Here is a 14,013-nt window from a genome sequence, read left to right on the forward strand (position 1 = left end):
TTAATCCTAATTTATTTTAAATTACATGCACAAGGCTATTTGCTTAATTATAATTACGCTATGTACTTGTGTACTCTATTCTCAAACACCTAAAACAGAAAACGATTCGACTCGTGTTAAGAATGATTCATTAAGTAAGAAAGAATTCATTAAACAATTAGGTAATGGCTTTTTCCCTACTAAGTTTTTAAATATTGATTTGAAATATCTGGTTAAATATAACCAATATGAAGGATTAAGAACAGGACTTGGTGGTGTGACTAATGATCAATTTTCAGAAAAATATAGAATTAACAGTTATGTTGTTTATGGATTTAAAGATCATAGATTCAAATACAAAATTGGTGGTGGATTTAGAGTCAATGAATCTACAGAAACATGGATAAACCTTTCTTACACAGATGATTTACAAGAAACAGGAAGCTCTACGTTTCTAACAGACAAACGTTTTTTCTCTTTTTTTGAACCACGTTTATTGAACATTAATTTATTTCATAAGCATATTACCAAAGCGATTTCTATTGAACACAAATTTTCAAAAAATCTATTGTCTGAATTAGAATTTGGTACAAGTAAAATAGAGCCTACATATAACTATCTTTTCAATGTTGATGGTACATCATATCGAACTTTTGACATCACGAGTGCAAAATTAGCATTACAATGGAGTCCTTTTAATGTCAATAAATTAAATGAAAAAGGTGTTTCCGAAGTAAAAGAAGAATATCCAAAATTTACGCTCCAAGTATCCCAAAGTTTTAAGAATGAGATCAAGGGTGATTTTAATTTCTTTAAAACAGATTTTAGAATAATTCATAGGTTTATACATAATACTCACTCTTATACAGAAGCCACTGTAAAAACTGGATTGGCAACGGGAAAAACGCCATTGACTCATCTCTATCATGCATATCCAAACAACATAACAAAAGAAACTATATTACAACGATTCTCTGTAGCAGGAATTAATAGCTTTGAAACCATGTATTTTAATGAGTTTTTCTCAGATAGATTTACAACACTCCAGCTTAAACATTTTATAAAACCTTTTAAAATTACTGAGCGCTACAGACCACAATTAGTACTGATTTCTAGAATGGCACTTGGTAATATGCACGACATTGAGCGTCATCAAGACATAGAATTTGATACACTTTCAAAAGGTTACTCTGAAGCTGGTTTTGAAATCAATAAACTGTTATTTGGTTTTGGCTTAAGTTTCGCATATCGTTATGGTGGTTATCATTTACCTTTGTTTGCAGATAACATTGCTGCAAAGTTCACTTTTAATGTGAGTTTATGATATAATAATATCTCGTTAATTTTATAGCTTATCCCTAGGTTTTTTCTAAATTTGCGCTTCTTTTAAACCACACATGTTTAAACTGTTTAGTAAAAATTTCTGGGAGATTATTGCGCGATTAATATTGCGCAACAAAATTGGCATTTTAGTAGTCATTATCTTGACGACTATCTTTTTTAGTACACAGTGGAAAAACATGCGTTTTTCATATACTGAAGCCAATTTATTACCTGATGACCATGAGGTCAATTTGACTTATAATGAGTTCCTGAATATTTTTGGTGAAGAAGGGAATCTCATTGTTTTTGGTGTAAAAGACTCTACATTGTTTACGGTAGACAAATTAAACGCTTGGAACCAACTCTCTGAAGATTTCAAAGCTTTTGATGAAGTGGAAACAGTAATATCACTTAATGATCTTCAAAAACTTGTTAAAAATAAGGAAGCCGAAAAATTTGATCTTGTTCCTTTTATTAAGGATTCTATAACTTCTATTGAGCAAATCGACAAATTACAAGACGAGTTATTTAAACAATATCCGTTTTATGATAATTTCTTGTTTAATACAGAAACGAGAACGATTAGAACTGCTATCTATCTCAAAAAAGACATTGTAAACACTTCTGCTAGAAAAGATTTTATCATGAATGTCCTTGATGTCAAAATCAAGGATTTTGAAACTGCTAATAATTTAGATGTTAGAGTTTCTGGGATGCCATACATTAGAACATTAAACGCCCAAAATATTGTTGATGAAATTGGTCTATTTATTGGTTTAGCACTTGCTGTTACCTCATTTATATTCTTTTTATTCTTTAGGTCATTTAGAGCAACATTTATCTCGCTCATTGTAGTTTGCGTTGGAGTGATGTGGACGTTTGGGATTATAGGATTACTTAATTATGAGATTACTGTTCTTACAGCATTAATCCCACCACTAATCATCGTCATTGGAATACCAAATTGCATTTTCTTAATCAACAAATATCAACGTGAAGTAAAACTTCATGGCAATAAAGTAAAATCATTACAACGTGTTATTACCAAAGTTGGGAATGCGACATTGATGACCAATGTGACCACAGCTTCTGGTTTTGCCACTTTTATTTTAACCGAAAGTCAGCTTTTAAAAGAGTTTGGTATTGTGGCCTCATTAAGTATTCTTGCTATTTTCATTTTATGTCTATTAGTAATTCCTATCATTTACACCTTTTTACCTTACCCACAAGAAAGACACTTAGAACATCTAAATAAACGTTGGATTGGTGGTTTTGTTAATTGGATTGAACGCATGGTACGTGAACAAAAAATAGCGATTTATGCGACGTCATTAATTCTCATTATTGGAAGTATTATTGGGATCTATCAAATAAAAATTTCTGGAAGTCTTATTGAAGACATGCCACAAGAAGAAGCCTTTTTTAAAGATATTCGATTTTTTGAAGAAGAGTTTGATGGGATTATGCCTTTGGAAATCATGGTAGACACCAAACGTAAAAAAGGTGTGATGAAATTGAGTACACTCAAAAAAATGGAAGAGCTCGAAGATCTTATTGATGAAATCCCTGAGTTGTCTCGTCCAATTTCTGTAGTAAGTCTTGTAAAATACAGTAAGCAAGCCTATTACAACGGGAATCCTAAATATTATCAATTACCAACAAGTCAAGAAAATAGTTTCATATTATCATATGCTAAGAACTCAACGTCTGATGTTAACTTACTTCAAAACTTTGTAGATAGCACTGGTCAATACGCTCGTATTACAACATTCATGAAGGATATTGGTACAGACAAAATGGAACGTATTGAAGAGGATCTTCAGAATAAAATAAATAAGGTCTTTCAACCTGCAGATCGTTATAATGTGACGATGACTGGTAAAGCATTAGTGTTTCAAAAGGGAACAAAATACTTAGTCAAAAACCTTGCAATATCACTCTCACTAGCGATTATCTTAATCTCGCTTTTCATGGCTTATATGTTTAGATCGTTTAAAATGATTATCGTTTCGCTCATTCCAAACCTATTGCCTTTAGTTATTACTGCAGGTTTAATGGGTTATTTAGGAGTACCAATAAAACCATCTACGATATTAGTTTTTAGTATTGCCTTTGGGATTTCGGTAGATGATACCATACACTTTTTGGCAAAATACCGACAAGAGTTACAATCCAATCACTGGAAAATACGTAAATCTGTCTTCGCAGCATTGCGAGAAACAGGTGTAAGTATGTTTTACACGTCTATCGTATTATTCTTTGGATTCATAGTATTCACAACCTCAAGTTTTGGAGGCACAGTAGCTTTAGGAGCTTTAGTTTCGATAACCTTAGTATTTGCTATGTTGTCTAATTTACTATTGTTACCATCGTTATTATTATCATTAGAGCGTAGCATTGCTAACAAGGAAGTGATGCGTGAACCCTCCATAAATATTATTCCTGTGGATGATGATGATTCCGAAGAAAACATAAATTCATAAACATTTATATTTGCATAAAATTTCAAAATAATGAGCTATACAGTTTCACAATTATTGACACAAGACATCACGTTTCAACCCATAGAAATTAACGGTTGGGTAAGAGGATTTAGATCTAATCGTTTCATCGCTTTAAATGATGGTTCTACTATAAATAATATACAATGTGTTGTTGATTTTGAAAACACAGATGAAGCGATTTTAAAACGCATCACAACTGGTGCTGCAGTTCATGTTAAAGGAGAATTGGTAGAAAGCCAAGGGAAAGGTCAAAAGGTAGAAATCAAAGTTACTTCTATTGATATTCTTGGAGATTCTGATCCTGAGGAGTACCCAATTCAGCCTAAAAAACATACGTTTGAATTCTTGAGAGAAAATGCACATTTACGTACACGTACTAATACTTTTAGTGCTGTAATGCGTTTACGTTCATCTTTATCATTTGCAGTTCATAAGTATTTTAATGACAACGGTTTTTACTACATGCACACACCAATCATCACAGGAAGTGATGCTGAAGGTGCTGGTGAAATGTTTAGAGTAAGCTCTTTAGATGCTAAAAACCCTCCTTTGGATGACGACGGAAATGTTGACTTTAAAAAAGATTTCTTCGGAAAAGAGACGAATTTAACGGTCTCTGGTCAGTTAGAAGCAGAAACGTTTGCGATGTCATTAGGAAAGGTTTACACTTTTGGACCAACCTTTAGAGCTGAAAATTCTAATACATCACGTCACTTATCAGAATTCTGGATGATTGAACCTGAAGTTGCGTTTATGGATTTAGCTGGTAACATGGATTTGGCCGAAGATTTCATGAAATCTGTATTAAGCTACATTTTAGAACATAACCGTGAAGACCTAGAGTTTTTAGACAAGCGTTTATTAGATGAAGAAAAAACGAAGCCTCAAGCACAACGCTCAGAAATGAGTTTGATTGAAAAAATAAAATTCGTTGTAGATAACAACTTTAAACGTGTTAGTTATACCGAAGCTATTGATATTTTAAAGAATTCTAAACCTAATAAGAAAAAGAAATTCAATTATATTATTGAAGAATGGGGAGCAGATTTACAAAGTGAACATGAACGTTTCTTAGTAGAAAAGCACTTTAAATGTCCAGTGATCTTATTTGATTATCCAGCAAATATTAAGGCATTTTATATGCGTTTAAATGAAGATGGAAAAACCGTTCGTGCCATGGATATTTTGTTTCCAGGTATTGGAGAAATGGTTGGAGGTTCACAACGTGAAGAACGTTTGGATGTCTTAAAAGAAAAAATGAAAGCTTTAGATATCTCAGAAGAAGAATTATGGTGGTATTTAGATTTACGTAAATATGGTACTGCTGTACACTCTGGTTTTGGACTTGGTTTTGAACGTTTAGTAATGTTCGCAACAGGAATGGGTAATATTAGAGACGTCATCCCTTATCCTAGAACTCCTCAAAATGCGGAGTTTTAACATATAACTGTAAAAGCAGGCATCTCATAGCTTTGTGCTAGAAACTGCGATCAATAAAAAATGAATTAATATTAAATCCTGCAAAGTTTTAGAAACTTTGCAGGATTTTTTAGTTCAAAGCTATTAGTTTCAAGAGCTTAAAAATTTATTTTAGTTAACCGTATTTTGAGTCATCACATTTCCGAAGAAAAAATCACCTTCAAAATTATTCTTAAAAGGAACTACTTTTATAAGCATATATCAATAGTTTTTTTAACTTTACTTTAAACGAATCACAAAGCATGCTCAAACAATACCTACAGTTTAAATTATCGCAAAAGTTGTCACCGCAACAAATTCAGCTTATGAAGTTGATCCAGTTGCCTACACAAGCATTTGAGCAACGTATTAAACAAGAATTAGAAGAAAATCCTGCATTAGATACTGGCAAAGAAGAGAAAGATCAGGATAATATGGATGAGTTTGATAATTCTGAAGATGACTACAACGATAATGAAGAAATAAATACTGAAGACATCAATATTGATGAGTATTTAAGTGATGATGACGTACCAGATTATAGAACTCAAGTGAGTAATTATAGTAGTGATGATGAAGAAAAGGTAATGCCTTATGCTGCAGGAACATCATTTACACAACATTTAACAAATCAATTAAATACGTTTAGACTTAATGACGAAGAACGTGAGATTGCAGAATTTCTAGTTGGTAGTGTTGATGAAAGCGGTTATATACGTCGTGCTTTGAGTGATATTATGGATGACTTAGCGTTCACCCAAAATATTTTTACTACGGAAGAAAAAATTGAAAAAGTCTTACATAAAGTACACCAATTAGATCCAGCTGGTGTTGGTGCTAGGAATTTACAAGAGTGTTTGAGTATTCAACTCCATAGAAAAGAGAAGTATCCAGATGTAGAATTAGCTTGTGATATTATTGACAAAGCATTTGATCAATTTACGAAGAAGCATTATAAAAAATTACTTCAAAAGTTTGATATTACTGAAGATCAACTTAAAGATGCCATAGAGGAGATTGAGCGTTTAAATCCTAAACCAGGAGGTTCTTACGCTGGTAATAATAAAATGGTGGAACATGTGGTTCCTGATTTTGCAATTAAAATTGTAGATGGAGAACTAGATCTTACTCTAAACGGAAGAAATGCACCAGAACTTCACGTATCTCGTGAATATAGTAACATGATGAAAGGCTATAAAGAGGCAAAAGACAAGAGCAAATCTCAAAAGGATGCTGTGATGTTCATCAAACAAAAGTTAGATGCCGCAAAATGGTTTATAGAAGCGATTAGACAGCGTCAACAGACACTTTTTGTGACGATGAGTTCTATCATGCACTATCAAAAAGAGTATTTCCTAACTGGAGATGAGCGCAATCTTAGACCAATGATTTTAAAAGATATTGCAGATGAAATTCAAATGGATGTCTCTACAGTATCTCGTGTTGCAAATAGTAAATATGTTGATACACCTTATGGTACAAAACTCATCAAGGAATTCTTTAGTGAGTCTATGACTAATGATCAAGGAGAAGAAGTCTCTACTCGTGAAATCAAAAAAATACTAGAGACTGTTATTGAAGAAGAAAACAAGAAAAAACCACTTACCGACGAAAAACTAGCTAAAATCTTAAAGGAAAAAGGCTATCCTATTGCTAGGAGAACTGTTGCTAAATATCGTGAGCAGTTGGATATTCCTGTAGCTCGATTGAGGAAGAAGATCTAATGAACCAACTCCTCAGAAGCATATCATACATTTTTCACCCATTACTAATGCCATTACTTGGCGTTGTATTTTATTTTTCTAAAACACCACGTTTTGTTCCAGAATCTTTAATGAAAGCCAAAGTGTTTTCTATTACAGTTCTCACCATTGTATTACCTATTCTATTATTTTACTTATTAAGAACAATTAATAAAGTGGAGACGTTTCATCTAGAAACGGTTAAAGAGCGAAGAATCCCGTTACTTATTAATAGTATCATTATTATTCTCATATTAGTACGTGTATTGCCTCAAAATGAAATTCCAGAACTACATTTCTTTTTTATTGGCATTCTAATTTCTACTGTAACTTGTTTTGCCTTAGCTCTAGCGAAGTTTAAAGCAAGTATCCACATGATAGCATCTGCAGGTTTTTTTATGTTTGCTATAGCTATCGCAATTCATTTTAAGATAAACATTAACGGAACCATTGCTTTAATGTGCATTATTTTGGGAGCAATTGCCACATCTCGATTACATATGAAAGCTCATACCTCTATTGAATTGACAGCTGGATTTTTAATTGGTCTATTACCTCAACTTATTTTATTGAACTACTGGATATAATTCTTTATAATATATAAAAAATCAATCCTATTTTAATCGCGTTCATAGCGACATGATTTCCAGTACTATTGACTTTTGCATTACTATCAAAAATATCATTAAGTGCATAATAAAAATGAAAATTTACATTTGAATAACCTGCACTCAATGTAAAACCATATTGCAGTTTATTGAAATCATTAATATTACTCAATGAAATATCATTTGGGCTTCCTTTAAACTTTGAAGAATTATATAAAACATAACCCAATTTAATTCCAGAGTATATTCTCCAAAAATCAAATTCTTTTTCGGTAGAGGTTCGCCATCTAAACTCTATTGGAAATTCTACAAGATATGTGGTAAATTTGTTCTTTGTAAAAGAAACATCATCTAAAACTGTATAATCGTACGAACCATTATTTTCAGAAATAAACAAGGTTTGATTAAATGAATTTGTCGAAAATCCTAAACCTAATCCTAAGGCAACGTTACGTTTCTTATTAAGAGGCATATCTCTTATAAAGCCAAAATGAAATCCGCTAGAAAAACCACTTTGGGAGACACCATCTGGTTTATTACCTAACAAATTATAAGTCACAGAAACATAAAATTGATCTTCTCTATATTTCTTATCGACAACCTTAATACTATCTATTTGAATTTCATTAGATAGTGGGTTTTCACTTTCTTGAGCAGAGACAGCAACTATTGATAATAAAAAAAATAGATAAATAAGTTGTTTCATAATACAAATATAACTTAATACAGTTTAAAATATTTCAATAGATGGCATAAAAAAAGCATCCAAATTGGATGCTTTTTTATATAATTTTAAATGCTAACTACTAATTATCTAAAGCACTACCAGTACCTACAGAATAATTAATTTTTAATGCATTAGCTTTTCTGAGCTCTTTTTTGATGTCTCCAACAATACCCATATTAGCTTCTTTATCAACTTTTAGAGATACAGTTAAAAAATCTACTAATTCTTCTCTTGCTATAGCAGCTCTTTCTGAATTAATAAACGCTTGGATATCTTCTATATCAGCAAACTTATCATTAAGCTGTAATCTAGCTTCAGTACCAAGGTTTTCATATCCTTTGGCAGGCTTTCCAGCATAGATATAACTAATAGGATATTTTTTCTCCAGCTTTTCAACTTGATCTGCTAATGGTAACCTGTTTTCTATTAATAGCGTATCTTCTCTCATTACAGTTACTACCATAAAGAAAAACAATAGCATAAAAACAATATCTGGCAATGATGCTGTATTTACAGCTGGTAAAGCATTGTCTTTTTTACTTTTAAATTTAGACATATTATAGTGTTTTTATTTATTGTACTTCAGAAAGCTTCTCAGGATATTCTGCCCTAATTTGGTCTATAACCGCCTTAAGTTTTTCCTTATTTCCGTTGAATTTTGCATCCTTATAATTCTTTTCCATTAACACAAAATCCATATCGCTAAAGCCTTTTCTAGCTCCAATTTCTAAAGCTCTTATGTTACGTAAATCATTATAAGCAGCAACTAATTCGTTTTGCACAGATATGTATGCAGCATAAGACGTTTCTCTTTCATTCTTTAGAGAAATAATAGCTTTATCAGGATGATCTGATGAACTTGCATCTCTTTTACCTTTACAGTAATCACATCTATTACCTTGGGCATCCGTTCCACCACCATTATCTAAAAATTCAATAGCAGCCTTACGCAAGTCTTTGAGTTCCATTAACTCATCTTCAACTAATAATTGATCTTTACCATTTATTAAAACAGTAAAAATATTCTTTTGCTTAATAACTACTTCATCATCGTTAGGCGGTTCCATTGGAGGTAGCTTACGATTAATCCCAGAATCTTTAGGGATCGTTGTAGTTACTAAGAAAAATATGAGAAGTAAGAATGCAATATCTGCCATAGATCCTGCATTAACTTCTGGTGCTGCACGTTTTGCCATAATTTATTATTATTTACTTAACATCTTTTTAACTCCGAAGAACAACATTAAGCCTGCTGCTAACAAAATTAAAATATAAAATGCCTTAATCCCTGCTTCAATCATTTGAGAACCGTTTGCAGATAACATTTTACCATCAGTTAATTCTGTTTCTACTCCAGATGACGCAAACCATGCTACTGCTAATACAAGTGCAAAAACACCTAAAGACATTAATGCTTTTTTAAGTTTTTCAGGATGGCTAAATAAATTAACCAAACTAAATACAACTGCAGTTATTGCTGCAATTGCTAAAACTACGTAAGCAAGATTAGCAAACCATGATAACACAGCTTGATTATCTGCATCAGCTTTAATTGCTTCATCTCCTAACATCATAATGTTTACTAGGAAGACTACTGCAATTAAACCTATTACTAAAGCAACAATTTTGATTATTTTTTGAATATTCATGTTATGTTTGATTTAACAATTAGGTTATTACTTTTTATGTCTTACTAATAAATCGATAAGTGAAATCGATGAATCTTCCATATCATTAACAATACTGTCAATTTTAGAGATAATGTAATTATAAAATATTTGTAATATAATAGCTACAATAAGACCAAATACAGTCGTTAATAAGGCTACTTTAATACCACCTGCTACTAAAGAAGGATTCATATCACCTGCAGCTTCAATTTTATCGAAAGCATCAATCATACCTAATACAGTACCCATGAAACCAAGCATTGGCGCTAAGGCAATGAATAAAGATATCCAAGACACATTTTTTTCTAGTTGTCCCATTTGAACACCACCATAAGCTACAACAGCTTTCTCAGCAGCATCAATATCCTCGTCTGCTCTATCTAAACCTTGGTAAAAGATTGATGCAACAGGTCCTTTTGTATTTCTACAAACTTCCTTTGCAGCTTCAATTCCACCAGAATTAAGAGCATCCTCTACATCTTTAGTTAATTTCTTAGAATTTGTCGTTGCAAGATTTAAATAAATAATTCTTTCAATAGCAATAGCTAAACCTAGAATTAAACATAATAATACAATTCCCATAAAAAATGGACCACCTTCAATAAAACGCTCTTTTACTACCTCTGTAAAAGATTTATCAGCTTCTGCTGGTTCTTGAAATGTTGTGGCAACTGCTGTTGTTGCAGTTTCAACTGTGTATGCATTTGCATTGACAGTACCGAAAGCCATGATACCTACTATGGCTAAGATTGAAAAAAGTCTTTTCATCGTGATTGTTCTTAATTTTATTAGTTAAAGTGTTAAAGATAAAAAAAAAATGTAATTAAAAAATAAAAATACTAATTGAGTCATCAGCGTAACGTCGTTTTCGCCAATTAGTAATTATTAGATAAGACGAATTTAAATAAAATGTTTTGGATTATTTAACTATAAAATGAAAAACTTATGGATTGTTTATACATTTCTATGATATATAGCTAAAGACCCACGTTTTCTTCGGAAATTTTAAAAACCTCAAATGATTCATTTTCATATCATTTGGTCATTAATAACTATCATTAAAATTCAAGATCTATGTTAATAATACAATGATGTTAAATATATCAACTGACTTCTATTATTTGTTGTTTTTATTAAGGATAGTAGACTTTTATTAATATTTAAAATTCCAATACACTTATTCTGGCCTTGTAAAACTATTTTCACAAAGCATTATATCCAACATAGATTTAACGTTTTTGTTGTTTTATTTATAACTGAAGTCTTTTAGTGGATTCACTGCGTGCATCCCAATTAAGTAATCTTGAGCAAGCATAGAAACCTAAACATCTAAAAAGATGTTTGGTTTTATATTTTAAAATAGAGGCTTCAAGCCTAAACGGGATTGACTTCGTCCATCCCCAAATTGTAATCTTGAGCAAGCATAGAAACCTAAACATCTAAAAAGATGTTTGGTTTTATATTTTAAAATAGAGGCTTCAAGCCTTTGGCTTGGCCTCTATTTTAAAATATAAAACCTGCAACTAACATTGCAGGTTTCCTTTTGCAGAGAGGAAGGGATTCGAACCCTCGATACCGTGAAGTATACACGCTTTCCAAGCGTGCGCCTTAAGCCACTCGGCCACCTCTCTATTTTGAGTTTGCAAACATACAACTCATATTAAACTAAAAAAACTTTAATGCAAACTTCTACGACATTTCTCCACGTAATGAGGTTTCAAATATAGTTTTGAATGTTTTAATAGATACTTTTTCTCCTAACATGAACATCAACTTAGCTAATGCAGCTTCTGTAGTAATGTCCTTACCAGAAATAACTCCTATAGATTTTAATTGAGTACTGGTCTCATATTGTCCCATTGACACACTTCCTCCATAGCATTGCGTAACATTAACAATAGGCACACCTCGTTTTATCGTCGCTTTTAGCATTTCAATAAACCAAGCCTCTGTTGTTGTATTACCTGCACCATAGGTTTCTAAAACAATCCCTTTTATATGTACGATCTCAAATAGAGATTTTAAAACCGACTCGCTAATTCCGGGAAACAGTTTAATTAGTAAGATGTTATTTTCAAAACTCTTGTGTACAACTAATTTTTTTCGTGTATTAGGCTTAAACAATTCATTGTAACCAACTTTAAGATGAACACCAGATTCTGCCAAATGTGGGTAATTCAAGGACTCAAAGGCTTCAAAATGTTCGGCATTTATTTTTACTGTTCTATTTCCGCGGTACAACTTATATTCAAAATATAATCCTACCTCTCTAATTACTGGCTTACCTCCTTTTTGTAAAGAAGCCATTTGAATTGACGTAATTAAATTCTCTTTGGCATCTGTTCTCAAATCTCCAATAGGCAATTGTGAACCTGTAAATATGATTGGTTTTGCCAAATGCTCAAACATAAAACTCAGTGCCGAAGCCGAATAACTCATCGTATCACTACCATGCAACACAACAAAGCCATCAAAATCATCGTAATTACTTTCAATTATTTCTGCAATTTGAACCCAATACTTAGGATTCATATTACTACTATCAATTGGCTCCTTAAAAGATATGGTCTCAATATTACAATCTAATAATTTAAGCTCAGGGATTTTTTTTAAAAGATTACTGAAGTCAAAAGACTTTAACGCACCTGTTTCTGGATGTTTAATCATCCCAATTGTTCCGCCTGTGTAAACTAATAATATGTTAGGTTGATTTGTTGACATAAGTTATATTCCGAAGATATCTTTAGAATTCTGAGTGGTAATTTCGGCAATTTTTTCTTCGGAAACATTATAAATTTCAGCTAATTTCTCAACCACTTTAATGATATAACTACTTTCGTTACGTTTTCCTCTGTACGGTTTTGGTGCTAAATAAGGAGAATCTGTTTCTAATACAATATGTTTTAAATCAATCTCATTCAGAAACTGATCTATTTTTCCGTTTTTAAAAGTCACTACACCACCAATGCCTAATTTCATATTGAAAGAAATGGCTTTATGAGCTTGTTCTAATGTTCCTGTGAAGCAGTGAAAAATCCCGAAGAGTTTATCATCCATAACCTCATCAAGCACCTCAAAAATCTCATCAAAAGCTTCTCTACAATGGATGACGATAGGCAACCCGTATTGCTTTGCTAATTTAATTTGATGTTTAAAAGCTTCCTTTTGAATCTCCAACGTTGTAGTGTCCCAATATAAATCAATACCTATTTCACCTACAGCATAAAAAGATCGTTTTGCAAGCATCTCTTCTACGTGCTGTAATTCTTCTTTATAATTCTCCTTTACTGATGTAGGGTGTAAACCCATCATTAAATACACATGTTCTGGATAATCTGTTTCTAATTTTAGCATAGATTCGGTGTAAGTAGAATCTATTGCAGGAATAAAAAATCTAGAAACGTTTTGTGAAATAGCACGTTCTATCATTTCATCTCTGTCATCATCAAAAGCGTCGCTATATAAATGTGTATGGGTATCTGTAATAATCATGATGCAAAAATAATTCATTTATAGGATTATATTTGCAGAAAACATAGAGTAATGGAAACTTTACAAGAGTACCTATTAAATAAAGGCTACACAAAAATCAAATTGAAACTCACTAAGACCAATCATTTTGAAATTAAAGCCACTATAAATGGTGTTAAAGGACTTTTCATTTTAGATACTGGTGCATCAACTTCTTGTGTTGGTTTTGAAGCTATTGAAACGTTTAAACTCAATGCTAAAGACTCTAAAATTAAAGCAGCAGGTGCAGGTGCAACAGATATGCTGACTCAAGTTTCAAAAAAGAATACACTCAAAATTGGAAAATGGAAAAAAGACAAAGTAGTTTTAGTCTTATTTAATTTATCTCATGTAAATACAGCTTTAATTGCACATAACGCTCAACCTGTTGATGGCATTATAGGTGCAGATATTCTAAAAAAATCTAAAGCTGTTATAGATTATGAAAAAAAATACTTGTATTTAAAATTATAGGAAAATGTCATTTTACTA

Annotated in this window: 13 protein-coding genes and 1 tRNA gene; 6 read left to right on the forward strand and 8 right to left on the reverse strand. The window is 31.9% G+C overall.

Annotated elements, in window-relative coordinates:
- Nucleotides 1-25 precede the first annotated feature (25 nt).
- From IM744_RS12680 to IM744_RS12700, 5 genes are all read left to right on the forward strand, one after another.
- Complete coding sequence (locus IM744_RS12680) at nt 26-1,303, forward strand: hypothetical protein (protein ID WP_194508521.1); 1,278 nt, start codon at nt 26-28, stop codon at nt 1,301-1,303.
- A gap of 73 nt (nt 1,304-1,376) precedes the next feature.
- Complete coding sequence (locus IM744_RS12685) at nt 1,377-3,785, forward strand: efflux RND transporter permease subunit (RefSeq protein ID WP_194508522.1); 2,409 nt, start codon at nt 1,377-1,379, stop codon at nt 3,783-3,785.
- A gap of 30 nt (nt 3,786-3,815) precedes the next feature.
- The gene (asnS, locus tag IM744_RS12690; protein WP_194508523.1) at nt 3,816-5,246 is read left to right on the forward strand and encodes an asparagine--tRNA ligase; all 1,431 of its coding nucleotides are present in this window, start codon (nt 3,816-3,818) and stop codon (nt 5,244-5,246) included.
- 281 nt (nt 5,247-5,527) lie between these two features.
- Nucleotides 5,528-6,988: an RNA polymerase factor sigma-54 gene (rpoN, locus tag IM744_RS12695; RefSeq protein WP_194508524.1), complete on the forward strand. Its 1,461-nt coding sequence runs from the start codon at nt 5,528-5,530 to the stop codon at nt 6,986-6,988.
- Nucleotides 6,988-7,593, forward strand: coding sequence for a hypothetical protein (locus IM744_RS12700; RefSeq protein WP_194508525.1), 606 nt, complete (start codon nt 6,988-6,990; stop codon nt 7,591-7,593). The genes rpoN and IM744_RS12700 overlap by 1 nt, the downstream gene beginning before the upstream one ends.
- A 4-nt stretch (nt 7,594-7,597) precedes the next feature.
- Here IM744_RS12700 and IM744_RS12705 read toward each other — a convergent pair whose 3' ends face one another.
- The 8 genes from IM744_RS12705 to IM744_RS12740 form a co-directional block, all read right to left on the reverse strand.
- Nucleotides 7,598-8,320, reverse strand: a complete 723-nt coding sequence (locus tag IM744_RS12705; RefSeq protein ID WP_194508526.1) for a porin family protein — start codon at nt 8,318-8,320, stop codon at nt 7,598-7,600.
- Nucleotides 8,321-8,420: 100 nt separating this feature from the next.
- Nucleotides 8,421-8,897 (reverse strand): ExbD/TolR family protein, encoded by a 477-nt coding sequence (locus IM744_RS12710; protein ID WP_194508527.1) that lies wholly within the window; start codon nt 8,895-8,897, stop codon nt 8,421-8,423.
- A gap of 16 nt (nt 8,898-8,913) precedes the next feature.
- A complete protein-coding gene (locus IM744_RS12715) occupies nt 8,914-9,537 on the reverse strand; it encodes an ExbD/TolR family protein (RefSeq protein WP_194508528.1) in 624 nt (207 codons plus the stop codon).
- A gap of 9 nt (nt 9,538-9,546) precedes the next feature.
- A complete protein-coding gene (locus tag IM744_RS12720; RefSeq protein WP_194508529.1) occupies nt 9,547-9,990 on the reverse strand; it encodes a hypothetical protein in 444 nt (147 codons plus the stop codon).
- A 27-nt stretch (nt 9,991-10,017) separates the two neighbouring features.
- Entirely contained in the window at nt 10,018-10,779 is a 762-nt protein-coding gene (locus tag IM744_RS12725) for a MotA/TolQ/ExbB proton channel family protein (protein ID WP_194508530.1), read from the reverse strand.
- A gap of 778 nt (nt 10,780-11,557) precedes the next feature.
- Nucleotides 11,558-11,642 (reverse strand) — tRNA-Ser (locus IM744_RS12730).
- A 58-nt stretch (nt 11,643-11,700) separates the two neighbouring features.
- Entirely contained in the window at nt 11,701-12,732 is a 1,032-nt protein-coding gene (locus IM744_RS12735) for an asparaginase (protein ID WP_194508531.1), read from the reverse strand.
- Nucleotides 12,733-12,735: 3 nt separating this feature from the next.
- A complete protein-coding gene (locus IM744_RS12740; RefSeq protein WP_194508788.1) occupies nt 12,736-13,503 on the reverse strand; it encodes a TatD family hydrolase in 768 nt (255 codons plus the stop codon).
- Nucleotides 13,504-13,554: 51 nt separating this feature from the next.
- On the opposite strand from IM744_RS12740, the gene IM744_RS12745 reads away from it, so the two are divergent.
- Complete coding sequence (locus IM744_RS12745; protein WP_194508532.1) at nt 13,555-13,995, forward strand: retropepsin-like aspartic protease; 441 nt, start codon at nt 13,555-13,557, stop codon at nt 13,993-13,995.
- Nucleotides 13,996-14,013 lie beyond the last annotated feature (18 nt).

The organism is Psychroserpens luteus (assembly GCF_015319355.1).
Classification (GTDB): domain Bacteria; phylum Bacteroidota; class Bacteroidia; order Flavobacteriales; family Flavobacteriaceae; genus Psychroserpens; species Psychroserpens luteus.

Excerpts from the sequence above, each read along its gene's own strand:
- IM744_RS12680 (WP_194508521.1), top strand. The coding sequence starts at position 26 with ATGCACAAGGCTATTTGCTTAATTATAATTACGCTATGTACTTGTGTA.
- IM744_RS12685 (WP_194508522.1), top strand. The coding sequence starts at position 1,377 with ATGTTTAAACTGTTTAGTAAAAATTTCTGGGAGATTATTGCGCGATTA.
- asnS (WP_194508523.1), top strand. The coding sequence starts at position 3,816 with ATGAGCTATACAGTTTCACAATTATTGACACAAGACATCACGTTTCAA.
- rpoN (WP_194508524.1), top strand. The coding sequence starts at position 5,528 with ATGCTCAAACAATACCTACAGTTTAAATTATCGCAAAAGTTGTCACCG.
- IM744_RS12700 (WP_194508525.1), top strand. The coding sequence starts at position 6,988 with ATGAACCAACTCCTCAGAAGCATATCATACATTTTTCACCCATTACTA.
- IM744_RS12705 (WP_194508526.1), bottom strand. The coding sequence starts at position 8,320 with ATGAAACAACTTATTTATCTATTTTTTTTATTATCAATAGTTGCTGTC.
- IM744_RS12710 (WP_194508527.1), bottom strand. The coding sequence starts at position 8,897 with ATGTCTAAATTTAAAAGTAAAAAAGACAATGCTTTACCAGCTGTAAAT.
- IM744_RS12715 (WP_194508528.1), bottom strand. The coding sequence starts at position 9,537 with ATGGCAAAACGTGCAGCACCAGAAGTTAATGCAGGATCTATGGCAGAT.
- IM744_RS12720 (WP_194508529.1), bottom strand. The coding sequence starts at position 9,990 with ATGAATATTCAAAAAATAATCAAAATTGTTGCTTTAGTAATAGGTTTA.
- IM744_RS12725 (WP_194508530.1), bottom strand. The coding sequence starts at position 10,779 with ATGAAAAGACTTTTTTCAATCTTAGCCATAGTAGGTATCATGGCTTTC.
- IM744_RS12735 (WP_194508531.1), bottom strand. The coding sequence starts at position 12,732 with ATGTCAACAAATCAACCTAACATATTATTAGTTTACACAGGCGGAACA.
- IM744_RS12740 (WP_194508788.1), bottom strand. The coding sequence starts at position 13,503 with ATGATTATTACAGATACCCATACACATTTATATAGCGACGCTTTTGAT.
- IM744_RS12745 (WP_194508532.1), top strand. The coding sequence starts at position 13,555 with ATGGAAACTTTACAAGAGTACCTATTAAATAAAGGCTACACAAAAATC.